The sequence below is a fragment of the Wolbachia endosymbiont (group B) of Villa cingulata genome (assembly GCF_964028285.1).
In the GTDB taxonomy this organism is placed as follows: Bacteria; Pseudomonadota; Alphaproteobacteria; order Rickettsiales; family Anaplasmataceae; genus Wolbachia.
The window spans coordinates 821,207-844,831 of the sequence record NZ_OZ034766.1 but is presented as its reverse complement, the minus strand read 5'-3'; the positions used below and the strand labels follow the sequence as shown (position 1 = coordinate 844,831).

At 33.6% G+C, this 23,625-nt stretch carries 21 protein-coding genes and 2 pseudogenes; 15 read left to right on the top strand and 8 right to left on the bottom strand.

All coding sequences use genetic code 11. The features are described 5' to 3' along the window. Positions 1 to 9: 9 nt before the first annotated feature. The 3 genes from ABWU52_RS04380 (at position 10) to ABWU52_RS04370 (ending at position 2,098) form a co-directional block, all read left to right on the top strand. The gene (locus ABWU52_RS04380; protein ID WP_353276237.1) at positions 10 to 1,047 is read left to right on the top strand and encodes an IS5 family transposase; all 1,038 of its coding nucleotides are present in this window, start codon (positions 10 to 12) and stop codon (positions 1,045 to 1,047) included. A 228-nt stretch (positions 1,048 to 1,275) separates the two neighbouring features. After that, the gene (locus ABWU52_RS04375; RefSeq protein ID WP_353276334.1) at positions 1,276 to 1,569 is read left to right on the top strand and encodes a transposase; all 294 of its coding nucleotides are present in this window, start codon (positions 1,276 to 1,278) and stop codon (positions 1,567 to 1,569) included. A 232-nt stretch (positions 1,570 to 1,801) separates the two neighbouring features. After that, complete coding sequence (locus ABWU52_RS04370; protein ID WP_246433103.1) at positions 1,802 to 2,098, top strand: transposase; 297 nt, start codon at positions 1,802 to 1,804, stop codon at positions 2,096 to 2,098. Between the two features lie 313 nt (positions 2,099 to 2,411). Here the strand turns inward: ABWU52_RS04370 and ubiH are convergent, their stop codons facing one another. Continuing rightward, positions 2,412 to 3,569 carry a 2-octaprenyl-6-methoxyphenyl hydroxylase gene (gene ubiH, locus ABWU52_RS04365; protein WP_353276332.1) on the bottom strand — a complete coding sequence of 386 codons (1,158 nt, stop codon included), beginning with the start codon at positions 3,567 to 3,569 and terminating at the stop codon, positions 2,412 to 2,414. Between the two features lie 161 nt (positions 3,570 to 3,730). Here ubiH and ABWU52_RS04360 point away from each other — a divergent pair, with 161 nt between their 5' ends. Beyond that, the gene (locus tag ABWU52_RS04360) at positions 3,731 to 4,366 is read left to right on the top strand and encodes a hypothetical protein (RefSeq protein WP_353276330.1); all 636 of its coding nucleotides are present in this window, start codon (positions 3,731 to 3,733) and stop codon (positions 4,364 to 4,366) included. A 224-nt stretch (positions 4,367 to 4,590) separates the two neighbouring features. Here the strand turns inward: ABWU52_RS04360 and ABWU52_RS04355 are convergent, their stop codons facing one another. Then, positions 4,591 to 5,259, bottom strand: a complete 669-nt coding sequence (locus tag ABWU52_RS04355; protein WP_012481726.1) for a septal ring lytic transglycosylase RlpA family protein — start codon at positions 5,257 to 5,259, stop codon at positions 4,591 to 4,593. Between the two features lie 26 nt (positions 5,260 to 5,285). On the opposite strand from ABWU52_RS04355, the pseudogene ABWU52_RS04350 reads away from it, so the two are divergent. Continuing rightward, positions 5,286 to 6,131 (top strand): annotated as a pseudogene (locus tag ABWU52_RS04350) (Mur ligase domain-containing protein); the annotation flags it as partial. 396 nt (positions 6,132 to 6,527) lie between these two features. Here ABWU52_RS04350 and ABWU52_RS04345 read toward each other — a convergent pair. Further along, positions 6,528 to 7,710 (bottom strand): annotated as a pseudogene (locus ABWU52_RS04345) (multidrug effflux MFS transporter). 16 nt (positions 7,711 to 7,726) lie between these two features. Between ABWU52_RS04345 and ABWU52_RS04340 the strand changes: the two are divergent. Further along, positions 7,727 to 8,284: a GNAT family N-acetyltransferase gene (locus tag ABWU52_RS04340; RefSeq protein ID WP_353276329.1), complete on the top strand. Its 558-nt coding sequence runs from the start codon at positions 7,727 to 7,729 to the stop codon at positions 8,282 to 8,284. Between the two features lie 253 nt (positions 8,285 to 8,537). Then, positions 8,538 to 9,467, top strand: coding sequence for an AEC family transporter (locus ABWU52_RS04335; protein WP_015588425.1), 930 nt, complete (start codon positions 8,538 to 8,540; stop codon positions 9,465 to 9,467). A 261-nt stretch (positions 9,468 to 9,728) separates the two neighbouring features. On the opposite strand, the gene ABWU52_RS04330 is transcribed toward ABWU52_RS04335, so the two are convergent. The 3 genes from ABWU52_RS04330 to prfA form a co-directional block, all read right to left on the bottom strand. Next, a complete protein-coding gene (locus tag ABWU52_RS04330; RefSeq protein ID WP_353276327.1) occupies positions 9,729 to 10,007 on the bottom strand; it encodes a hypothetical protein in 279 nt (92 codons plus the stop codon). Continuing rightward, positions 10,000 to 10,275, bottom strand: coding sequence for a hypothetical protein (locus ABWU52_RS04325; RefSeq protein ID WP_353276325.1), 276 nt, complete (start codon positions 10,273 to 10,275; stop codon positions 10,000 to 10,002). Before ABWU52_RS04325 ends, ABWU52_RS04330 begins: the two co-directional genes overlap by 8 nt. Before the next feature lie 118 nt (positions 10,276 to 10,393). Next, on the bottom strand, positions 10,394 to 11,485 hold the full coding sequence (gene prfA / locus ABWU52_RS04320; RefSeq protein ID WP_353276323.1) for a peptide chain release factor 1: 1,092 nt from the start codon (positions 11,483 to 11,485) through the stop codon (positions 10,394 to 10,396). Positions 11,486 to 11,595: 110 nt separating this feature from the next. On the opposite strand from prfA, the gene yihA reads away from it, so the two are divergent. Continuing rightward, the gene (gene yihA, locus ABWU52_RS04315) at positions 11,596 to 12,192 is read left to right on the top strand and encodes a ribosome biogenesis GTP-binding protein YihA/YsxC (protein ID WP_369800778.1); all 597 of its coding nucleotides are present in this window, start codon (positions 11,596 to 11,598) and stop codon (positions 12,190 to 12,192) included. Continuing rightward, positions 12,167 to 13,105 (top strand): acetylglutamate kinase, encoded by a 939-nt coding sequence (argB, locus tag ABWU52_RS04310; RefSeq protein ID WP_010401255.1) that lies wholly within the window; start codon positions 12,167 to 12,169, stop codon positions 13,103 to 13,105. Before yihA ends, argB begins: the two co-directional genes overlap by 26 nt. Positions 13,106 to 13,476: 371 nt before the next feature. On the opposite strand, the gene ABWU52_RS04305 is transcribed toward argB, so the two are convergent. Beyond that, the gene (locus ABWU52_RS04305) at positions 13,477 to 15,009 is read right to left on the bottom strand and encodes a hypothetical protein (protein ID WP_353276321.1); all 1,533 of its coding nucleotides are present in this window, start codon (positions 15,007 to 15,009) and stop codon (positions 13,477 to 13,479) included. Positions 15,010 to 15,188: 179 nt separating this feature from the next. Between ABWU52_RS04305 and ABWU52_RS04300 the strand changes: the two genes are divergently transcribed. The 6 genes from ABWU52_RS04300 (at position 15,189) to ABWU52_RS04275 (ending at position 20,817) form a co-directional block, all read left to right on the top strand. Further along, positions 15,189 to 16,466 (top strand): adenylosuccinate synthase, encoded by a 1,278-nt coding sequence (locus ABWU52_RS04300; RefSeq protein ID WP_264331062.1) that lies wholly within the window; start codon positions 15,189 to 15,191, stop codon positions 16,464 to 16,466. 158 nt (positions 16,467 to 16,624) lie between these two features. After that, positions 16,625 to 16,873: a hypothetical protein gene (locus ABWU52_RS04295; RefSeq protein WP_353276319.1), complete on the top strand. Its 249-nt coding sequence runs from the start codon at positions 16,625 to 16,627 to the stop codon at positions 16,871 to 16,873. A 25-nt stretch (positions 16,874 to 16,898) separates the two neighbouring features. Beyond that, positions 16,899 to 18,755 carry a hypothetical protein gene (locus tag ABWU52_RS04290; protein ID WP_353276317.1) on the top strand — a complete coding sequence of 619 codons (1,857 nt, stop codon included), beginning with the start codon at positions 16,899 to 16,901 and terminating at the stop codon, positions 18,753 to 18,755. Between the two features lie 71 nt (positions 18,756 to 18,826). Further along, positions 18,827 to 19,063, top strand: a complete 237-nt coding sequence (infA, locus tag ABWU52_RS04285) for a translation initiation factor IF-1 (RefSeq protein WP_007302820.1) — start codon at positions 18,827 to 18,829, stop codon at positions 19,061 to 19,063. Beyond that, a complete protein-coding gene (locus tag ABWU52_RS04280; RefSeq protein WP_017531625.1) occupies positions 19,060 to 19,650 on the top strand; it encodes a Maf family nucleotide pyrophosphatase in 591 nt (196 codons plus the stop codon). The genes infA and ABWU52_RS04280 overlap by 4 nt, the downstream gene beginning before the upstream one ends. 78 nt (positions 19,651 to 19,728) lie before the next feature. Beyond that, positions 19,729 to 20,817 carry an IS481 family transposase gene (locus tag ABWU52_RS04275; RefSeq protein WP_353276233.1) on the top strand — a complete coding sequence of 363 codons (1,089 nt, stop codon included), beginning with the start codon at positions 19,729 to 19,731 and terminating at the stop codon, positions 20,815 to 20,817. Between the two features lie 260 nt (positions 20,818 to 21,077). Here ABWU52_RS04275 and mutS read toward each other — a convergent pair whose 3' ends face one another. Beyond that, a complete protein-coding gene (gene mutS / locus ABWU52_RS04270; RefSeq protein ID WP_353276315.1) occupies positions 21,078 to 23,579 on the bottom strand; it encodes a DNA mismatch repair protein MutS in 2,502 nt (833 codons plus the stop codon). Positions 23,580 to 23,625: the final 46 nt, after the last annotated feature.

Below are 23,625 nucleotides of genomic sequence, written 5' to 3'. Positions count from 1 at the left end.
ATGGCTTTGTTGCATAGGTCAAATAAAAAGAACTGGCAGTTACTGACAAAATTCACTATAAGACAAGCATTTAACCTACTAAAGAAAAATATGCCACAAAAAATGAGAGTCAGTAACTGCCATGAATATAACAAATTTCTCCAAGAGAGGGGAAATATTTTTTATTACGTCAATGATGCCATAGAAAATTGGTACGAAAAAGGTCCAAAAATGGCTGGTGGCAACTATATTTATAGCGATAAGGTCGTGATTCTGGTTCACATAATAACTTGTTTATTTAGAATAGGTCTGAGACAAACAGCGGGATTTATAGCAGGGTACCTTGAGCAAGTAAGGAAAAACTTGCAAGTTATTAGCTATTCCCAGGCCTCAAGAAGGCTTAAAAAACTTAACATCAAAATTAATGATCGAAGACATGATAAAAATAATACAGAAGATATTGAGATTGCCATAGATAGTACTGGAATAAGCATCTACAATAATATTCCAGGTCATAGCAAGGCAAATGGTACAGATAGAAAGTATCGCCGCTATGAGCAAACAAGAAAACTGCATGTAATGCTAGAGATAGGTAGCAAAAAAGTTATAGCAGCAAAATACAGTGGCGGAGTTTATTCTGACCACTATGGAGCATGTGATCTTATTGCAAGGATTGATGTTAAATATAATATAAGCACACTATATGCAGACAGGGCATATAATCGAAAGAAGTTATACAAACTGTGCGATGAGCTTGACATAAAGACAAGGATTCCTCCGCAAAATAATGCAGTAGAGCATCCAAAGTTGGATTATATGGATGAGAGAAATTCTACAATCAAGCTCATAAAGTCATATGATGAAGATGGTATGAAGAGGTGGAAAAAAGAGATAAATTATGGGAAGAGATCTTATATAGAAAGTTTTTTCTCGCGACTGAAGCAAACATTTGGGTTTAGTTTTAGAAACAAATCTGAGGTTAATCGTGAGAGAGAACTGCTACTCAAGTGTTATTTGCTTAACAAATTTACTGATATAGGCATGGCTAAATTTGAGATAGCTTCATGAATTTATTCCACGTTACCTACTATCCGAAGAGTGATGCAACAAAGCCATCCCAGTGTCAAGCAATGGAATGACACCATCATTCTATAACGCAAGACCTATACTCACCCAACCTAATGCATTACTTGCAATTTGGATTCCAGCGGGCTTTGTTGCATAGCAACTGAAAAAATCTGGTGGCTACTGACAAAATTCATTATAAAACAGCCATTTAACTGTTGAAGAAAAAATATGCCACAGAAAATGAAAGTCAGTAACCAAAACGAATATAACAAATTCCTTGAAAAAAGGGGGAATATTTTTCGTTACATCGATGAAGCTATCGAAAATTGGTATGAAAATAGTCCAAAAATGCAGGGCGGCAACTATATTTATAGTGATAAAGTTATGATTTTGGTGCATATAATCGTTAATCTTTTTAGAATTGGCTTAAGACAAACGGTAGGGTTTGTAAAAGGATATCTGCAACAAATAGGAAAAAATTTGGCAGTTATCAGCTATTCACAAGCATCAAAAAAAACTTAATATTAAGATAAATGATTGCAGGATTGATAAAAGCAACATGGAAAATATTGAAATTATCATAGATAGTACAAATTTACAGTAACACTCCTGGCCACAGTAAGGAAAACAGTGCAGATAGAAAGTACCGAAGCTACGAGCAAGTAAGAAAGTTACATGTTATGTTAAGTGTGAATAGTAAAAAAGCTATAGCTGCAAGATACAGTAATGGCGTCTACTCTGACCACTATGGAGCTTGCTTGAAGAAGTTAATTTTCAGCACAAAATAAAAGCATTATATGCAGATAGGGCATACGATAGGCAAAAACTTTATAAATTGTGTAAGAAATACGATATAAAGACAAAAGTTCTACCAAAAAAGGATGCAGCAGAACATTCAAAAATAGATTATATGTCTGACAGAAATGCTGCTATTAGGTTAATAAAATTATATGGACAAGATGGTGTAAAAGAGTGGAAAAAGGAAGCAATTTATGGAAAAAGATCTTACATAGAAGGATTTTTCTCAAGGTTGAAGCAAGTATTTGTTTAGGAATAAATCTGAAGTAAACCGTGAAAAAGAATTACTAATTAAGTGCTATTTGCTCAACAAATTCACTGGTATTGGTATGGCTAAATTTGAAATCATTACATAAATTTGTCGTAAACCATCACTGCTTAAGGTGCTATGCAACAAAGCCCGCTGGAATCCAGTTTTTCATTTCATCAAATTTAGCATAAGCTCAAGTTTGCTTATAAATTTTTCTGGATGCCAGTGTCTGGGCACTGGCATGACATTATGGAATTTGGGCTCCAGTGTCAACTACTCTAATGACACCTGATTATGATGAAAGAAATCTAATGATTTATATAAACCCCATAGCGTGGCGAATGAAGCGTTTTTTAAGAAAATCTGAATTTTCAACTACCATTAAACCAAGATTGCTCAGAACTTTAACGCAAAGTATTCTGTTGGAAAATATTCTATTTAGTCCATCAGTTGCAAGTGCCATAGTAAAATTATCAAAGTATCTGTCACGTGAAATTTTCTTCAATAGATAATTACTGCCAACATCAATGCCAGAGGATTTTGCAGTAGTTATTTGTCTAATAACACTCTCTACATCTCTCATTCCAAGATTAAGTCCTTGACCTGCAACTGGATGGATTGAATGTGCTGCATCGCCAATAAGCAAAATTCTGCTTTTATGCAGCTTTCTCGCAAAAGTAAAACTCAAAGGGTAAGATCTTCTTTCACCCTCTAATTCAATTTCTCCCAAATAAGAACCAAATCTTTTTTTGAGTTCTATGATAAACTCCTCTTCGGATAAGCTCATTAGCATTTTCGAAATTTCGCATTTTTCTGTCCAAACAATTGAAGAAGTATAGCCACCCTTCATTGGCAAAATTGCAAATGGACCACCAGGAAAAAACCTCTCTACAGCTAAGTTTTGGTGATGTAGTTCATGTTTTACATTAAATACCATGCTATTTTGTTTATAACCAAATTTCATCATTGGTATAGAAAACAGCTCTGGCAGCTTAGAGTTTTTACCTTCAGCGCAGATAAATAGTGATGATATCAATTTTTGATCATTATCAAGAGTAACTTCCACGTATCCTTCGTCACAAGAAATTGTTTTATAGGAACGTGGAGAATATATATTGAGTTTATGCAAAAAATTATTATTGATTGCATTCCATATAATAGCGCTCTTGATTACATAACCCATTGGTTCTTCACCGACCATTTTATGATCATAATGCACAGTAAATGGGCTATTTCCATCTAATATGCATATATCAAGTATTGGTTCAGCTTCATCCTCTAAGAACTGCCAAATCCCTAATTTTTTCAGTATTTTTTTCGACCCTTGAGAAATGGCAAATGCCCGATTGTCATCAACTGTACGTGGCAAACTACTTTTTTCAATTACGGCTACAGATACAGAATCATCACTCAGGCCAATAGCAGTAATAAGACCAATCAGCCCACCACCTGAAATGATTACATCGTAACTCATTTTATTAACCTAAAATTACATTCTACCCATTTTGAAAATAGTTTAAACGAACTTTGTAGACACTGAACTTCTCATTACTATCTTAGTTATAACCAAAATAGTAATAAAATATTAATTATTTTACACTAAATTAGGTCTAATTTTATTAAAGGAGCTAGATTATGACTACAGATTGCAAAAAAGAATTACTAAATTGCATTAGCAAGTACAGAGAAGAACTTGCAGAAAATAAAGCAGCAATTAGACAAACTTTAACTAGCGATAAAATTAATATAAGCGATTACTTTTATCAGGGTGATAAAATCTGTAACAAAGAGCTGTTTAACATAGGAAGTGAGTGTCAAGATACAAAATATGGTAGTCGACAAGAATATACGTATGATGAGTGGAAGGAAAAAATTGAAAAACCTCATGCTAAAGATTTGCTAAAGATGTTACAAAATGAAGTAAAAGGTAAAATATTAAAAAGTTTTGAAGATTATGAAAAATATCATAAAAATGCTACTGAAGCTATAAAAAGAGAATTAGACATAGATTCAAAATTAAAGGCAATACTCAAAGAAAAGCAACAACCAGAAACTGATGAAACTCGAGCATATTATGACGTTATACGAGGTTTATATGAAAATGGAGACATGCGCTCTCAACTAAAGTGCAATGATCTTGATTGTTTTAATAGAACAATAGAAGATAATCTATCTCAAAAACAATCCGAGCTAGCTGCTATAAAGGATGACTTTTTGGATAATACGCAAAATATTTTTCAACATATTCAAGTTGAAGATAGTATTTTTTAGAGAAATAAGATTATGCTATTTTTTTAATGAAATTTCTTAAGTGGTAGATTATTTTTTACAGCTATAGCTGAGGTAGCTGTCACTACCTGAAATGTAACAAATAAAATACCAATCTTAAATATTGCTATATTTCACGATAGTTTCTCAACTTGACGCACATGCTTTTGGAACATTCTCATTTGTCAAATAGTTTCTGGCATGCTACACAATCTGTAATGCAGGTTTTAACTTACTTTTACGCAATATTGATCATTCTTGAAAAGCAATCTAACATTTTCTATTCCTTGATTACGAAGCTTTGATGCAGCTGATTTAGCTACCTGAGCGTTTACAAAAAATGCTACATATCCCTTACTTTCTGCATTGTTTTGTTTTGGGTGACGTTTCTGCATTTCTTTTTCATATTGCCTTTTGTAATGAGGAGTATTTTGTATCAATTGTTCTGACCTCTTTCTTAAGTACTCGACTTTTACCTTAGCAAGCCCAGACTTATGAAGTCCTAAAACTTGTGCTGCTTTTTCTGACAAGTCTATTATTCTACCTTCAACAAATGGCCCTCTATCATTAACTCTTATAACAAGCTTCCTTCCATTTTCTAAATTAGTAACACGAACAAAGCAGGGTAGGGGCAAGGTCTTATGTGCTGCAGAAATCAAGTGACGATTAAACACTTCACCGTTAGCTGTAATTGTGCCATGATCTTCTATTCCATACCACGATGCTATTCCTACTTCCTCATAACAGCTACAGTATTTTGGGTGGTAGGTGATACCATTTATTGTATAGCTATTGCCAATTTTATAATGACCTGCGGTGTGATTACACCTATTGCTAAAACTACAACTACTCATCAAAACGAATATTAGACATAGAAAGGCTAGTTTTTTTATCATTGTACTTAGTGAAATGGTTCGATACCATGAGGATTTTAAATTATACTATAATAAATTTAGTAATAAGTAAACGTCTACTGCCAAATATGCACAGCACTAAAAAAGAAGTAATACATATAATCGGTATAGGTGGAATTGGAATGAGCGCAATTGCTGAAATTCTTCATAATTCCAGTTATAAAGTTCAAGGTAGTGATACGCGATCAAACGACAATATAGATAGGTTACAAAAATTAGGTATAGAGGTCTATATTGGTCACGATGCAAGTAGTATTAGACAAGCTCAAATAGTTGTACATTCTTCCGCAATAAAACCTGATAATGTGGAGCTAGTTGCAGCAAGAAATAACAATAAAACCGTTTTGCATAGGTCAAACATGCTGGTTAAAATTATGAAAGGTAAATATGTGATAGCAGTTTCAGGTTCAAGTGGCAAGACGACGACGACAGCTATGATTGCTTCCATTTTTGATCATTCTGGTGCTGACGCCACTGTAATTGTTGGAGGAATATTAAATTCCTATCAGAGTAATGCAAAACTTGGCAAAAGTGACATTTTCTTAATTGAGGCTGATGAGTCTGATGGAACTATGTTAAAAATTCCTGCAAATATTGCTGTTGTAACAAGTATTAATGACGACCATATAGACCATTACGGTACATTTAACGAAATCAAAAATGCATTTTCTCGATTTGTAAACAACGCGGATTTTGCGGTTTTACCTGATTCTGCAAGCGTCAATTATGATGAGAATAATTCTATAACGTTTGGGTTTGGGAATGATAAGATTAGAGCCAGCAACGTCAAACAACACAATAATAGCATAGAATTTGATGTATTGATTAGTATAAACGAAAATAACTGGATTCCATTGTCAACTACTCAAATAGTTGATAGGGATGGGATAAAAGCAGCTCTTGATTCGTCACTTCAATGCTTGAAACGGGACTCTCGTTTCAATGTTGAACAAAATACTATAGAACTCAAGAAGACAATCCCTAGAAAATCTCTACATCCCAAAAAAAGTAAATCGTACTAATGCTATTTGAACGAACTAGCGCAAAAGTAAGCTAAATTTTTTAGGGTATAAAAACAGCAAGAAACAGTATTTTAAAGAAAGTTAGAATTTGATTGGATTGTTGAAAGTTGGCTCTCAAGTTTTAGACGCATGAGCAAGCTCATACTTGTTAACTAATATAGACTAGGTGATGTGGAAGAGATACATTTAGAGCAGCCGGCAAAATTGCAATACATATTACCGCAATAACTAGAAGTAAGAAGGATCTATATAGTAATCTCTCCAGATCTTGAAAACAATAAGTAGACAGTAAATTAGAATTACTGCAGAAAAAACAAGAATAGCTGCACTGATTACTTGACCATTGTAAACGTAGCTTGTTAAGCCGATAAAAATAGCCATAACAAAAGCTCTAATGAACGAGAGTGCAGAAGAAGCCGTACCTTTAATTTCAGGAAAAACGTTTATTGATGCGTTAAAAACCACTGGCTGGCATATTGCACAACCAATAGAAAAAATAATCATAGATAGTGTTACTAAGTAGAAAGAATGGGGCATAATTACACTGAGTATTACAAACAATAGAGATCCGATAGCACCCACGCTCGTACCAGAAATTACACACCATACGGCTCCAAATTTTTTGAGGATCTTAAATGGAAAATAGGCTAATTAGTGAGAAGGACCCAACTATTGCACCTTGATGTAGTGCATAAATAGTACTGGATAAGCCAAAAGTTTCCATATACAAAAAAGGTCCGCAAGTAATGAATGACATATAAGCAGCAGAGAAGAGGCTCTGCTGCAAAGACAGAACCATAAATTTTGAACTCGATAATAATTTTTTGTAATCTTTCATCATTTTTTTTAGACTAAAAACATCGCGGTCCTTTTTTGTTTCTGGTAACAGAAAAATCAGCAAAACCCAAGAAATAAAACAAAGTATTGCAACACTTGCATAATTGCCACGCCACCCAATAATTTCGTTGATGAAACTGCCTAACACTGGTGCAATTGCCATGACAATTGTTAGAACAGAATTCATGATCCCGATAAACTTCACCGCTTCTTCACCTTTATAGCTGTCTGCAATAATTGCAAACACAACCACAGATGTGCTTGCACCAATGCCTTGAATAAATCGGGAAATTAGAAGATAAAAAACTGACGGTGCAACAACACAACCAACAGCACCAATTAATAGAAAAGTATTACCTATGATCATCATTCTCCTTCTACCATAACACTCGGATAATGGACCAAAAAACAACCCTCCTATGCAAAAGCCTAAAAAATTATAAGCAATAGTTAATTGAATTGTGCCTTCCGGTACGTTAAAATAGCGTACTATATCAGGGAAACTAGGTACAGAAATATCAATTTCAATGAACTTAGCAATTAGAGATAGAATTAATAAAAACGGTAGTAACACTTAAAATCTTTAATTAATGAATAAAAATATCACATTTAAAGCGTTGAAAGAAGAACATTTTTCACTATTATTAGAATGGGTAGAAACGCCCCATATAAAGAAGTGGTGGGATGCGGATATAAATTGGACACCAGAGTTAATTGAGAAAAAATATAGCAACTACGTTAAAGGATTCAAACGTTTGAAATCTAAGACACAAATTATTGAAAAACCAATGCACGCATTCATTATTAATTGTGATGGAGTTGATATTGGTTATATTCAATATTACAACAAACATGATTTCCCACCTGAACAGGTCTATAACACTTTAGAACTTCCAGAAAGTTGTGCTGCTATAGACTGGTATATCGGAGAGCTGAATTATGTAGGTAAAGGAGTTGGTTCACAAGCTTTGAATATATTTTTAAACAAATTTGTCTTTAAAGTTTATGAGAATGCCTTTGTCAACCCAGGTATAGCAAATGTTTGTGCAATCCGTGTTTACGAAAAAGTTGGCTTTAAAAAAATTATGGAAAGTAATAGTGCGATTTTAATGATTAAGGCAAGAATTCCTGAGAACCATTCAAGATGAGTGTTTTTTCAACAATCTACCTAAATTACTACAAGTGGTTTATAAAAATATACAAGGAGCTTTATACAAACTTAACATAATTTAATCATAAAAATATCATTATTAAGTCCTATATAAAAACAAATTTTGGCACTCAGTGAATCTTTTTTAACTAACTATGAACTTGATTAATTGGAAAATAAATTTTACTTACTTTTACAATACCTTAAAATCTAATATCACTTTATCAGCAAAGATATCACAATAGGCTAGTATGTTCTTTACTCTTTTCCTCAAAATATTACCTATTTACATTACAATACTTATTGGTTACTTAGCAGGAAGATATCTTAAAATTGATAGAAATACTATATCTCAAATACTCTTTTATATAGCTAATCCAATAGTGATTTTATACGGAGTATCTCATACAGAAGTTAATTTAAAAGTAATTTCTCTGCCGATTTTGATATGGTTTATAGGTAGTACTATGTCCTTATCAGTGTATTATCTTTCTTCTTTTTTATTTAAGGACAACACGAGAAACATATTAGCGTTTAGCTCGGGCAGCACAAGTATGGGTTATTTTGGTCTACCGATTGCCATGGCTTTATTTGATGAAGATTCAGTGTCTGTGTATGTTGTCTGTTACATAGGAATGGCACTATTTGAAAATAGCTTGGGATTTTATATAGCTGCAAATGGTATCTATACTGCAAAAGAATGCGTATTAAAGTTACTCAAACTTCCCTCATTATATGCAATGATTCTAGGTTTCTTTTTAAGTATATATGATATACAAATACCCACTTTTTTGACAGATGTTATGATAAATATCAGAAGTACATTTATCACATTAGGAATGGTGCTGCTTGGAGTAAGTATTGCACAAATTACAAATTTTAAAGTAGATTGGAAACTTGCCTTGACCACTATTGTAGCAAAGTACATATTCTGGCCGTTATTTGTTTTGGGAATTGTCTTGCTAGACAAGCATGTTACAGGTATATACGATGAAAGCATCTATAAAGCACTGATGTTACTGGCTATTATTCCGATTTCTGGATCCAGTATAATACTTGCTAATATTTTAAATTACCAACCAGATAAAGCTACTTTATTGCTCCTAATTAGTACTGCAGTGGGACTATTTTATGTTCCACTTATAATATCATTATTTTTTACTAAACTTGTCCCTTTTTGATCAAAAATTTAAGCGCTAGGCCTATTCACAAAACTTGAATTTAGACTAGACTTCTTGGATAATCATAAAAGAAACTAATCCTTTTTTCCTCTCCTTTCTTATTTTTTTACACAGAATAGGAAGTTATCAATTGATGGAATTTTCGCAATAATGTCAATAGCAGTAAGATTTCCTACACCTTTTAGCAGGTCTATAGTTGAATTTGGATGTTCTATGAGCAGCAACAAATAAATGTAACTTGCCTTTTTCTATATGATGCTATTAACCGAATAGGTATTCGCTTGACATTTCCATATCTTTGTTATCATTAGTAATACTAAAGGGAAAACTAAACTTAATAAGATTTGGAAGCATATTGTTGTTGTATGATTCACGTAATGCTGCTATGCCTTCGTTGCAAACGTTGTCATAAAGTAAATTAAATTCTTTAATATTTGAAAAACTACCACCCCTTAGCGCACTCATTAATATTATTCCACTTTCAACATCAATATCATTAGAAATTAAATCAAGTTTAACAAGATTTGGAAAGTTACCCATTCTTTAACAATTTAGTGATTGCTATTGAGCCTTCTGCGCCAATAATGCTAGAAGTTAATTTACACTCAGTAATATTTGGAAGATTAATATTGTCTAATGCTTCATTTAAAACTTCTCCGCACTGAGCATCAATATAACAATTAGATAAAGTCAAGCTTGTAATATTTTGCTTTTTCTGTAAAAAGTTTACTAGCTTCTCCATATATACATATAGATTATTTAACTCTAAGGTGTTACTATTAACATATTGATTAAAGTCAACTTCCATAGTTTCTGTAAGTTATAGAGCTGCTAATTACAGCATAAATTTAAATAATTGTCAACCTTATGAACAACTAACTTTACTTCTTTTTAACCTGATACCTATGCTTTGTTTCAAATTTCCATCAAAAAGTAACATTACCCCCTCCAGTCAACCTTTCTGCTTCATTTCGTGAAATCAATGCCTCAATAAATTCATCTAGTTCACCTTCTTTTATAATCTGTTCTAGTCGATGTGAAGTGAGATTAATTCTATGATCTGTTATTCTTGATTGTGGAAAGTTATAAGTTCTTATACGTTCAGAGCGATCTCCAGAACCAATTTGGCTTTTCCTCATTGTTGACCTTTCCATTTCTTTTTTTTGTCTTTCAATTTCGTATAGCCTTGCTCTCAAAACTTTGAGCGCTTTAGACTTATTTTTGTGCTGCGATTTTTCATCTTGCTGTATTACAACTATCCCTGTTGGCAAGTGGGTGACCCTTACTGCGCTGTCAGTTGTATTCACTGATTGCCCTCCAGGACCACTGGATCTATAAACATCTATGCGTAAATCTTTTTCTTCTATTTCAAAGTCAACCTCTTCTACTTCAGGTAATATTGCAACAGTAGCTGCGGAAGTGTGCAATCTTCCTGAGGATTCAGTTTCTGGCACTCTTTGTACTCTGTGCACCCCTGACTCAAATTTCAGTCTTGCAAAAACTTCTGTTCCATTAATGAGTGCAGAAGCTTCCTTATAGCCACCTATACCTGTATTAGAAATACTTATTGGCTCAAACTTCCAATTTCTTCTTTCTGCATATTTTTGATACATACGAAATAACATCGCTGCAAATAATGCTGCTTCTTCTCCGCCTGTGCCTGCTCTAATTTCTAATATTGCATTTCTTGAGTCATCTTCATCTTTGGGTAATAATGCCAACTTTAGTTTTGCTTTTACTTTCGGTAATAGTATCTTTTGCTTCTCAAGAAGTTCTTCTTTTGCTAACTCTTTTATATCACCATCGCTGTTCTCATCTTTCATGATTTCTTCTAAATCTGAAATTTCCTCTTTTAATATATTATATTCATCGATTATCTCGATAATTGGTCTGAGTTCAGAGTATTCCTTTGAAAAACTAACGAATTCTTTTTGACTCAAATTGGTAGGGTTTTCCAGATTTCTCTCTACATCAGAAAACTTTTTTTTTAAGTCTTGTAAATTATTCTCTATATCCATATAGTACAGGTCTAGTTTTTAGCTGTTTAAGTAAGTAATATATACTGAAATAAAAAATTTCTTATATCAAGCAATAACACTATAATTGTCTCGAATATTTCTACCTAAGTATAATGGCAAAACAGATAACATCAATCTGCAGCTTCATATTTGGAGCTTCAGACAAAAAATCATTACCAGATGAGTCGGCTCCAGAGATTGCATTTGCTGGTAGATCAAACGTAGGAAAATCAAGTTTAATCAACTTGCTGATAAACAGCAAAAAAGCTGCAAGAGTTTCTTCTAAACCTGGATGCACTAGACAAATAAATTTTTACTCTATGTACAATGATAAGTTTAGGATTGTCGACCTACCGGGTTATGGCTATTCTTGTGCAAGCAAGGAAGAAGCAGTACAATACTTAAACCTAATTGAGTATTATCTAATTCACAGGAGAAATCTAAAAAGAGTGTTTGTGCTTATAGATAGCAAGGTAGGATTAAAAGAAATAGACAAAGACTTTGTTTATTGGTTAATATGTAATAATATTAACTTTAATATTGTGCTAACAAAAATAGATAAAGTGAATCAGGAAAGTCTAGATGCTATTCTAGAAAATACTCAAAAGTGGGTTAATAATGAACATGTATCAATTCATCAAATAAGCATTCGTGTTAAGCATAAAATCACCAAGGTAAGAGATGAGTTTTTCAAATTTACAAGATAAAAAAATGAAAAGTGATGAATCTTTAAATGGTAAGATGCCATTGAAGGAAAAAACAGAAATATTATTTGAAGTTCTGTCTAACATACCTAAATTTGTAGGCGAAACTTTTATCATCAAATGCAGCAGTGTAATAATCTCAGATGAAACGCTGCTTAGTGCTTTTGCGCATAATGTTGTTCTGTTGAAACAGCTTGGTATAAATCCGGTGGTAGTTCATGACGGAGAATATGAAATTAACTTAGTGTTAAAAATGCTAGGTATGAATGATAAGTTTATAAATGGTGTCAGACTTACAGACAAAAGCACTATGAAAATCATTGAAATGGCACTGTGTGGTTCAATTAATAAAAAAATTGTTCAGCATATAAATTCTGCTGGTGGTTCAGCTATTGGACTATGTGGAAAAGATGGCAACCTCATAAAAGCTGAAAAGATAAGCACTACGCTTAGGGAAAATAGATTAAATAATATTGAAAAAATACTAGACATGGGATTTATCGGTAGACCAACTGAAATCAATCCTGATATATTATTCTTTATTGAAGAATCAGATTCTATACCAGTTATTGCACCTATCGGTTATGGAAAAAATGGAGAAACATATCATATTGATACTGATAGCACTGCAAGTGCAATTGCACTTGCAGTTTACGCATCTAAAATGATAATCTTGAGTGATACAGATGAAGAAATAAACAAAGTTGGCAATAGAAGAGTCTTGATTAAAAATTTAAAAGAATCGATTGATTGTGGAAAAATTAAAGGAGAAAAATTTGTTGAAAGGCTTATGTCATATACTAAAATGGTAGAAGAATGTGCAGGGGTTGTTCACATAGTTGATGGTAGAGTACCTAACATTATACTTGATTTATTTACTGAGAATAATTCAGGTATATCAATAATGGATGATTAATAGCTGTACTGCTTATAACCATATGAACATTGAAAATTTGGGAATAGCTTATGTCAAATTCCTATTCTCTTTTCCAGTTTTTTAGGGTTTTTTTTCTTGCAAGCATAATAGTTTCGTATACATAATGAAACCAAATGGTATTTTTAGCTTGATAACAGAGGAAAATAAAGAGGGCTTGGGTGTAACACTCAAATAATGATTTACCTTATGGATACCGCTAGAAAAGTTGACTAAGGTATACAATTCTCTCTGCGTCAAGTTACTCAAGATATCGAATCTACAAACGCTTTGGATTGAGTGTGTTTGGTCAATTTGAGTGCTTTAAATGAAAGGCGAAAATTGAGCATACTACGCCTCTGTACACAGTATCTTTAATGCAAATGCCCATGTGATTCCATAGATAATCTCTGTTTTTTTATTTTATCTGTCCATTTATCATTTTCTATATCTTGTTTGTTGGTTGCTCTTTTTTCTTGCTCAACAATTGCCTTATCTATCTTCTGATGAATTGCATCAATTGCATTAATTGTATTTTTTTCTTTGTATACTTCGCTTTTTCCTTCAACAATTAAATTGGTAAAAATATTTACAACAAACTGCACTTGATTATGATTAACCTGACCTTTTATCGAAGAAGGTAAAGAGTTTAATTCCATCAATACTTCTGATGCTGTTTTATCTTGAGTGGAAAGCCCTAAATTATCTGCTACTTCACTTATTAATAACTCTCTGTTTTCTTTATTATCTTCCAATTTAGTATAATCACGCAGTAGATCCATAACTGCAGATACTCTGACTTCAATAATATCATCAACATCTTCACCTCCTAGAGCAACTCCTGATTCCAATAACCTCTCTCTGAGATTTTTCTTTAAAAGATTGGTAAATTTTTCATTTGCATCCGATCCTGTAGTAGATATTGTACCATCTAAATAGTTGTTTACTTTGATTTGAGTACCTAAGCTATGCTCTATTTGTATTTTTGCCTCAGGTTTAAATCCTAATTTTGCACAGAATTTCTGAAAATATTCTTTAATAGTGTCAAACAAGGTCTTGCCATTATCTTTATAGTTTTTCAACTCTTCAGGAATAGTAAGTGATAATTTACCATCTCCATATTTTACAAGGTCTTCACCATATTGAGACTCAAGTGTAAATTCTAATGAGCTGGATAGGTCACATATTTTCTCTTCCGGATTGTCAATCGTGGTTATAGGTATTGCCATATCAGACGTCACTTTTATGCGGTTGTGGTCAGTGCAGTAAATGTTTAGCACTTTTTTAGGACTGTGTGGAGTTAAATTACAACTACTGAGTGCGGCATGAGATTCATTAAATATACCAGCCCCATACCCTGCTTGATTACAATTGGTGACTAACTCTTCTAAAATAGCATCACTTGGAACCCTTGTTCCAGCGTATCTAAACATTTCCTTAAAAATTTCCTTTGCTAATGCACGGTAATCTTTTTTGGAGAATAGATGATAAGAACTTCTCCCTGCGTTATAAAATCTCTCAAATTCCTTTCTATATTCATCAATTTTTTTTTCATCAGCAACTGTAGGGCTATTACAATGATTTTCCCAAACTTCAGATAGTCTATCTTGATCAAGCTCCTTAAGTACTGGTTCCATAAAAGCTTTACCTTCTTCAGAGAGGTTATCAAAATTATCACGGTTAAAAATCTCATTTTTATAATCTTTAGCTCCTTCCTTAAATGCAATAATAAAATTTTTATCTATTTCTTTTTCATTAATAATAAAATTCATTCTTTGAAAATCTAAGAACATTGTTTCACCGGAATTCGCTAATTTATTATCTTGATCTGCTCTTAATTTACTAAAATTGAATTCTTTAGCTGTGGCCTTTAATCTAACTACCGGACTCTTCTTTGCCTCTTTCATAATTAACACCTTACTATAAATATGCTGTAAGTTGTACCATATAATGATGAATAATTTTATAATATATAAAAAAGTCGATAGTCTATTTCTTTATTTTAGGGATATAGGAAAGGCGTAGATTTCTCTTTTCATTTGTAGCATGCTGCATTAATATTTACGTATTAATCTAGAAAATAGTGATGAATAATATTGTAATTGTTGGTCTGCAATGGGGTGACGAAGGCAAGGGTAAAATAGTAGATTATCTTTCTGAGAATGCAGATGTAGTTGTGAGATTTCAGGGAGGAAATAATGCAGGGCACACTATAGTAATAGATGATGAGGTTTATAAATTAAATTTACTGCCCTCTGCTGTTTTGAGAGCGGACAAAATATCTATTATAGGAAATGGTGTTGCTCTTGATTCACATGCTCTAGTCTCAGAAATAGAGTCATTGAAAGTTAAAGGAGTGGACGTAAACTATAACAACTTGATGGTATCCGAGAGCTGTCCATTAATACTTAGCGTACATAAGGACAAGGAAAAGCTATTTGAAGATTTAAACGGAAATCACAAAATTGGTACAACAAACAAAGGGATAGGGCCATGTTATGAAGATAAAGTTGGGAGGAGAGCTATACGCCTTTGTGACTTAGAAAACACAGATGAGCTCAATCAAAGAGTGGATGCTCTCCTAAGTTACCATAATGCTATCAGAAAAGGACTTAACTACCAGGTAGTTAAAAAAGAAGAAATATTAAAGGAAATTCAAGAGATTTCAGAAAAAATTCTTTTATATAAAAAACCTGTGTGGAAGATACTAAATGATTTTATGAAAGAAGGTAAGAAAATAATATTTGAAGGCGCTCAAGGCGCATTTTTAGATATCGACCACGGAACTTACCCTTTTGTTACTTCAAGTAATACCGTAGCATCGCAAGCGATAACAGGCTCAGGATTATCCTACAATGCTCACATTATTGGTGTAGCAAAAGCGTATACAACAAGAGTGGGTAATGGTCCATTTCCTACTGAACAAAATAACGAGATTGGAGACAGCTTATTTTCTATAGGTAAGGAACTTGGAACAGTAAGCAATAGAAGAAGGCGCTGCGGATGGTTTGACGCAGTTTTAGTGCGCCAGGCCGTACAACTCTCTGGAGTTTCAAGCATTGTATTAACCAAATTAGATATTCTTGATTCTTTTGATACTATTAAAATAGGCACTGGTTATAAGTATGGCGGAAAAATGTATGATTATTTACCCGCATCACATTCAATACAAAAAGAATTAGAGCCAATATATGAAGAATTTCCTGGTTGGAAAGAGAAAACTCAAGGCAAAAGGTCAGTTAAGGAATTACCTGCAAATTTGATGAAATATGTGAGAAAAATAGAAGAATTAATAGGCGTATCAATTCATCTAATTTCAACTAGTCCCAATAGAGAGGATGTTATTAAGCTTAAAAATCTATGAAAACGTCTTGTTAACTTTTATCTAATAAAAAACGATACTTGTGTGACTTCAAGCAATCTATTATGCAAAGTAGCAGCGTAAACGTACAGTGAGCAGTGTGATTTTTCTTAAATACATGTTGATTGTTATAATATAAACATAGTTAAAGGAGGCGTATTATGATTGCAAGTTTGACTAAGGGAGACAAAGCAATAAAAGCGGAAAAAACGAGTGATCAGCTGAGAGAATTGTCAGTTGCAGAATATGTAGTTAAGTCAATACATGACTTGCAAAAATTGCATAATAGATTATGTTCATCACAGGGCAACAATTGTGTTAATGATAGAGAGAAGTTTGTCCAAGATAGTGATGGGCTTGGTATATTTCAATTTCTCAAAAGCTATATTAATGATGTAGAAAAAAAATGAGCCTTCCATTAAGAACCTTACTGTAATGAAATTTCTTCGCTCAATTATAGAAGATAGAGAACTGTATAAAAAGTTATGCAGTTTCGATGATTTTCTCGATTGTGAGTTAGAAAATTTGAGAGATAAGATAAGCTTATTAGCGCTTTTGAGAGAAAAGATGGACTTTACTGATATACAAAAAGCTTATGGTAATTGGAGTTTTAGTAATCTAATAGGTGATAATGATTTTAAGCGAATGTATGTGGATGAAGCAGTAAAAGAAAGAGAAAAGCCTGTTAATGAGGACTTTGAGAAAAATATAGGTAAATACATAGAGTTAGTAAAGGAAGGAAAAGAAGTTGCAAGTAGGTATTTTGGAAAGTGGAAAGAGGACTTTCAAGTTTACTGTGAAGAAATTGACGATAATAATAAAGTTTTGAATATTAACCTTACTCATTACGACAATAGTGAGCCAACAAAGATTAGTGACGTTTTACAGCAAGAGAAAGATATTAAAGAACTGAATATCTATTGCAATAAAAAACATGAAATACACGCTCATAAAAAAGATAAGAAAAGATATTATGAATTTAAAGAAGGTGCATATTATGAAATGACAAGCACTTGGGCTGCAAAAGATGGATCAGGAATGTGTACCATGATTATGAATGTGAGTAGCGATGGCATAACTGAAATACTAAAATTTAATGGTGAAGATTTTGTTTCATCGAAGGAGATTCTAGAATTAATAAAGCAAAACGATGAATTATATATTCAAGGTCTCTCCTTATATGATGCTGTAATGGAATCACTAGAAGAGGATAGGGCTACTCCTATTAATTTTCACAATGAATCTATGGTGGCCTATCAAGGTAAGGAACCAGAGGGGAAGTTAGATCATAAAGTTTATGCTGATAATAGCCTTCCTTCTTCTCCTTCTATTAATAGTAATGCATTGGAAGCCAATTTACAGCACACTGAAACTCAACCAGAAATTGCTTCACAACAAATAACTGATTTACAAAACAGTTTTGGAAAAGAAGAGCGAAAGAACACGGAATTGCAAACTGAACTGGCACAAAAAGATGAAAAGTTAGCAAGTGTGTTAGCAGAGTTACAAGAGAAAGCACAAGAACTTAAAAATGTATGTGAAGCAAAAGGAAAGCTAGAGGGTAAGCTAAAAGGTGTTAATACAGAAAAGAAGGAGTTAGAAGACAAATTAAAAGAAGCAGCACACATAATGAAGGAAAAGGAGCAGTATATAAGCAATTTAAAACTTCAAGTGCAAGAGTTGAAAGATGAGCATAAAGCACAACTGGAATCTTATGAACAAGGGATATGCAAACTAGCATGGGAAGTTGAAGAGTTAAGAAGCAAGCTAGAGTGTGAGAATGAATGGGATGATAAAGTTGTAGAAATAGCTGATGGACTGGGAGAAAAAATTCATGCTGATGAACAAAGAAGCCTCAATAATCAATTTTATACTCCAACAAGAAATATTTTTAATGAGACTAATAATGAGTCTTGTGTTCCACTGGAAGAAAAGATGACGTTACTCAGATCTTCAAGCTCTGATGGCGGATATGGTAGTGATAATGGTTTATCTTCTAACATGAGTTCTATTGAACAAAGAAGCTTCAATCATCAATTTTATACTCTAGCAGGAAACGTTTTTAGTGAACCTGATAGTGCCTCACAAAAGAAGACAGAGTTATCCAGATCTTCAAGTTTTGATAGTGGACTTGATAGCGATGAGGAAAATTGTGATAATGATTTATCTTCTAATATAAGTTCTATTGAGAAGGTAGTAGAGAGTAGAAGCGTAGGTAGCTCGCTTTCCTCTTGCATTGTTAAGGAGATGATTGGAGTTAAGTTGCAAGAGCAATACTCAAGTAGAGTATAAAAATCTCCTGTATTGATAATAATTTAAAATCTATAGTAGACTGAAAAAGATTATTAAATTATAATACGACAATGATAAAAGAAGACAAATCAAAAACAATTTTTGAAGTGGAAGGGGCAGTAACTGCTTTACTACCTGCAGCAGAATTTAGAGTGAAGCTGGACAATGAACATGAGATTATCTGTCATGTATCAGGAAGAGTGAGAAGAAGTAAAATACGTATCATTATAGGCGATAGAGTGTTAGTTGAGATGAGTATTTATGATAGGAATGCAAGAAAGGGTAGGATAATAAAAAGGCTCAAGTGATAGAACAATCTCTAGATAATCTTATTCTTGCTTCATCATCAGAAAGGCGAGTAGCCTTACTAAAACAAATAAATATTAAGCCAGGTTTAGTTTTGCCAGCAGATACAGATGAATCGCCTTTGAAGAAAGAGCTGCCAAAAGATTACTCAATCCGTATGGCAAAAAGTAAAGCCGAGAAAATACAAAGTGCAAATCCAAATTACTTTGTGCTTGGTGTTGATACAGTTGTTGCTTGTGGTAGAAGGATACTGCTCAAAGCTGAAAACGTTGAGCAAGCAGAAAAATGCGTTCGCTTGTTATCAGGAAGAAGGCATAGAGTATACACCAGTGTGTGTTTATTAACTCCTGATCAATCTAAACAGCATATTAGGACTGTAGTTACAATAGTGAAATTTAAGCGTCTCAGCGAACAAGAAATTAAATATTATTTAGCATCAGAAGAGTGGAAAAACAGGGCAGGGGGGTGCAACATACAAGGTCTTGCAGGAATGTTTGTATTATTTTTACGTGGCTCATACTCTTCTGTAATAGGTTTACCATTACATGAAACCCATTGCTTGCTAAGTAATTACTTTAACCTATACTAATTGTAATAGTTTAGACTTAATCTGACAAGCGAATAGAGTAAGATAAAAATATAAACAAATTTTAAAGGAGTGTCAGATATGAGTACAACACAAGAAAAAATATTAAAACCAAAGTTAGGATTGCTAGAACTTGCAAAACAATTAGGGAATGTATCGCAGGCATGTAAAGTGATGGGATATTCGAGAGATACATTTTACCGATTCAAAGAACTATATGAAACAGGAGGAGAAGAGGGATTACATGAGATAAGTAAAAGTAAGCCATTATATGCAAATAGAGTATCAGAGAATATAGAAAAAGCAGTAGTTGAAATAGCAATAGAATTTCCAGCATATGGACAAGAAAGAGCAGCAAATGAACTGAAAAAGAGAGGAATTCTAATATCTGCTAGCGGGGTAAGATCAATATGGCAAAGAAACGATCTTGAAAATTTTAAAAAGAGATTGAAAGCGCTGGAAGCGAAGGTAGTACAAGATGGTATAATTTTGACAGAGGAGCAAGTTACTGCTTTAGAAAAAGCTAAGGAACAAAAAGAGGCACATGGCGAAATTGAGACACAACACCCTGGATACTTAGGTAGTCAAGATACCTATTATGTAGGCAATATCAAATGTATTGGACGAATTTATCAACAAACTTTTATTGATACCTACTCTAGAGTGGCCTTCGCTAAGCTTTATACGGAGAAAACTGCCATAACAGCTGCAGATCTTCTCAATGATAGAGTTATACCATTTTTTGATGAACAGAAAGTTCCATTGCTACGCATTTTAACCGATAGAGGTACGGAGTATTGTGGCAAACCAGGGAATCATGCGTACCAGCTATATTTGGGAATAGAAAATATTGATCACTCTAGAACCAAAGCTTATTCTCCACAGACTAATGGTATATGTGAAAGGCTTCATAGAACTATGCAAGACGAATGTTACAATATTATCTTTAGGAAAAAGATTTATAGTACTTTGGAAGAGCTTCAGTTAGATGTTGATCATTGGTTGCATTCTTACAATAGAGCTAGACCTCATTCTGGTAAGTATTGCTACGGTAAGACTCCTATGCAGACCTTTTTTGACAGTATGCATATTGCTTACCAAAAAAATATTGATAACATTAAAGCAGATTCTGATATCGGTTTTGACTTCGTCGATTCTTCTGTCAGATAATTCATGCTTGTCAGATTAAGTCTAAACTATTACAGCATTATATTTTCTTTCTCCATTAATCATTGGGTCTTCTGCTGGAATTGGTACTCAACTAGCATTAGGAGCTGTAGGTGCAGTTGTAGGTGGTGGAATTGGAATCTTGACCAATGTGGCAATAGATCAATGCTACGTTAATTCAGCTACTCAGAAAGCTGACTAAAATTAAAGCGCCATAGACTGCTAAAACTCCATAATTGTGGAGTAATATAATGTTACTTTCCTCAAGCCTTTAGCTCCTCAAATACTTCTCTTGCTCTGTTTAAAACAGAATCAGGAAAACCAGCAAGTTTTGCTACATGTATTCCATATGACTCATCTGCAATGCCTTCAATTACTTCATGTAAAAAGATGACTTCTCCTTTCCATTCTTTTATTTTCATACAAAAACATTTCACATTTTCTAAGTATTCACCTACTTTAGTCAATTCATGATAATGAGTTGCAAAAATGGCGCGGCACTTATTTACATTGTGAATATGTTCAATCACCGCCTGTGCAATAGATAATCCATCATACACCCCTGTGCCCCTACCAATTTCATCAAGTATCACCAAGGAACGGTCCGTTGCCTGATTTACTATCGTTGCTGTTTCGATCATCTCTACCATGAAGGTAGAATAACCAGCTGTTATATTATCCGTTGCGCCAACCCTGCTGAATATCTTGTCAATCACTCCAATATGCGCACTCTCTGCTGGCACAAATGACCCCATGTGAGCTAAAACTGCAATGAGAGCGTTTTGCCTCAAAAAAGTGCTTTTTCCCGCCATATTAGGCCCAGTAATTAGATGTATACCAGCTAAATTGATGCTATTTGAAATGAATTTATCGTTAACTTCAACCACTGGATGTCTTCCACTACAGATATTGAACTCTTTACTGTCATCGATAATGGGTTTTACGTAATTATTTTGCACTGCAAGCTCCGCAAACGTGGCTCTAATATCAAGTTTTGCCAAAGCATTTGCAGCAAGAGCAATTTTTTCAGATTCTTTAGCGACTTTACTACATAGTTCACTAAAAATTTTCACTTCTAAGCCGATTGCAGCATCACGTGCCGTAAGAATTTTATTTTCTAGTTCTTTCAATTCATTAGTAGTATAGCGCATGCTATTTGCTAAGCTTTGCCTATGAATAAATATATCCGAAGTTATTTTGTGATTTGCCGACACTTCAACGTAGTAACCAAGTATATTGTTGTGTAATATTTTGAGTGCAGCAATGCCAGTTAGGTCGCGATAAGACTCACGGAGCTTAGTTACCAACTTGTTACTGTTGTTCAATATATAATATAATTCGGATAATTCTTGATCATATTTTGGATTGATAAATCCTCCTTCTTTTACGGAACTGAGGTTGTTATCAAGTATAGCACTGTTTAGAAGCCCGAATAGATCTTTATGATTACCAAGACTTTTATGTATTGTGCTTAGTTCACTTTCGTTACTACTTATCACCTGAGTAGTAGACTTTTCTCTGTTCAAGCATTGGAATGACATCTGAGAGTTAGCTGCCGGTTCTTCACTTAAACAATAATTATGCAAGGTAGACAGAAACTCAGATAACTCTAAAGTTTTTCCTAGGCCTATTTTTAATAGGTTCATATCCTTTGGCGAACCACGTCCTAGTATTAAGCGCGATAAAGACCTCTCAATATCCGGAATGTTAGATAATATCTCTCGTATTTTTCTACGTGGCTCATAATTATTTACAAAAAATTGAGTGGTGTTGAGCCTCAAATTGATTGCCTTGGAGCAAGCAAGTGGTGAAGCAAGCATTTGTTTGAGCAGGCGTCCACCAGAAGCTGTAACTGTGTGATCAATAACTGAAATTAGTGAACCTTTCTTTTCACCAAATTGAGTTGAGAATAACTCAAGATTTCTCCTTGCTGAAGCATCAATAAGCATGAAATTTTGTTGCTTATAGGTTTTCGGGAATTCAAGCCTTGGAATGGAGCCCCTTTGTGTTACTCTGACATATTCAAGCAGTGCACCGCACGCCATGATTTCTACTTTGCTGAAATTTCCTATACTTCCAAGTTCCCTGATTTTATAAAACTCGCATAACGTTCTGTGAGATTTACTATACTCAAAAAAACTCTGTACGTGTTGTGTAATTGATATTTTATAATTTTTTAAAATCGATCTAATTTTTTCGTCCTCAATGAATTTTTCAGAAATTAATAATTCTCTTGGTGATATACGCAATAAATCACTATCTAGAGCTTTCAAACTCGTTAAAGTGTGAAAAAATTTTCCCGTCGATAATTCAAGCCAACTAATAGCATATTCGTCATTTTGTTCAACTATGGATGCGAGATAATTATTGCTTTTATCCTCCAGTAGTGAATCTTCTATAATTGTACCTGGAGTTACAACTCGCACTACATCACGTTTTACTATGGATTTATAGCCCCTCTTTTTTGCTTCATCAGCAGTTTCTAATTGGTCACAGATTGCTACTTTGAATCCTAAATCTATTAGCTTGTGCAGGTAAGACTCACTACTGTGTGCTGGCACTCCACACATTGGTATTTCTTGCCCATTTGAATTGCCCCTCTTGGTTAGCACTATATTCAGCAATTTCGCAGCTTTAATAGCATCATCGAAAAACAATTCATAAAAATCGCCCAGTCTATAAAACAATAGATGATCCGTGTATTGAGCTTTCAAATTTAAATATTGCTCCATTACAGGGGTATTTTTTTCTCTTATTAAGTTCATAACATTTTTAAATATGTTATCAGCAAACCACTTACTCTGGTGTTGG

What these genes read in the sequence shown, in the direction of transcription:
- ABWU52_RS04290 (WP_353276317.1), top strand. Translation starts at nt 16,899, where the DNA reads ATGAAATTTCTTCGCTCAATTATAGAAGATAGAGAACTGTATAAAAAG.
- ABWU52_RS04305 (WP_353276321.1), bottom strand. Translation starts at nt 15,009, where the DNA reads ATGAAAGAGGCAAAGAAGAGTCCGGTAGTTAGATTAAAGGCCACAGCT.
- ubiH (WP_353276332.1), bottom strand. Translation starts at nt 3,569, where the DNA reads ATGAGTTACGATGTAATCATTTCAGGTGGTGGGCTGATTGGTCTTATT.
- ABWU52_RS04355 (WP_012481726.1), bottom strand. Translation starts at nt 5,259, where the DNA reads ATGATAAAAAAACTAGCCTTTCTATGTCTAATATTCGTTTTGATGAGT.
- ABWU52_RS04325 (WP_353276325.1), bottom strand. Translation starts at nt 10,275, where the DNA reads ATGGAAGTTGACTTTAATCAATATGTTAATAGTAACACCTTAGAGTTA.
- ABWU52_RS04330 (WP_353276327.1), bottom strand. Translation starts at nt 10,007, where the DNA reads ATGGGTAACTTTCCAAATCTTGTTAAACTTGATTTAATTTCTAATGAT.
- ABWU52_RS04295 (WP_353276319.1), top strand. Translation starts at nt 16,625, where the DNA reads ATGATTGCAAGTTTGACTAAGGGAGACAAAGCAATAAAAGCGGAAAAA.
- ABWU52_RS04300 (WP_264331062.1), top strand. Translation starts at nt 15,189, where the DNA reads ATGAATAATATTGTAATTGTTGGTCTGCAATGGGGTGACGAAGGCAAG.
- ABWU52_RS04335 (WP_015588425.1), top strand. Translation starts at nt 8,538, where the DNA reads ATGTTCTTTACTCTTTTCCTCAAAATATTACCTATTTACATTACAATA.
- ABWU52_RS04275 (WP_353276233.1), top strand. Translation starts at nt 19,729, where the DNA reads ATGAGTACAACACAAGAAAAAATATTAAAACCAAAGTTAGGATTGCTA.
- ABWU52_RS04375 (WP_353276334.1), top strand. Translation starts at nt 1,276, where the DNA reads ATGCCACAGAAAATGAAAGTCAGTAACCAAAACGAATATAACAAATTC.
- mutS (WP_353276315.1), bottom strand. Translation starts at nt 23,579, where the DNA reads ATGAACTTAATAAGAGAAAAAAATACCCCTGTAATGGAGCAATATTTA.
- argB (WP_010401255.1), top strand. Translation starts at nt 12,167, where the DNA reads ATGAGTTTTTCAAATTTACAAGATAAAAAAATGAAAAGTGATGAATCT.
- ABWU52_RS04360 (WP_353276330.1), top strand. Translation starts at nt 3,731, where the DNA reads ATGACTACAGATTGCAAAAAAGAATTACTAAATTGCATTAGCAAGTAC.
- ABWU52_RS04340 (WP_353276329.1), top strand. Translation starts at nt 7,727, where the DNA reads ATGAATAAAAATATCACATTTAAAGCGTTGAAAGAAGAACATTTTTCA.
- prfA (WP_353276323.1), bottom strand. Translation starts at nt 11,485, where the DNA reads ATGGATATAGAGAATAATTTACAAGACTTAAAAAAAAAGTTTTCTGAT.
- infA (WP_007302820.1), top strand. Translation starts at nt 18,827, where the DNA reads ATGATAAAAGAAGACAAATCAAAAACAATTTTTGAAGTGGAAGGGGCA.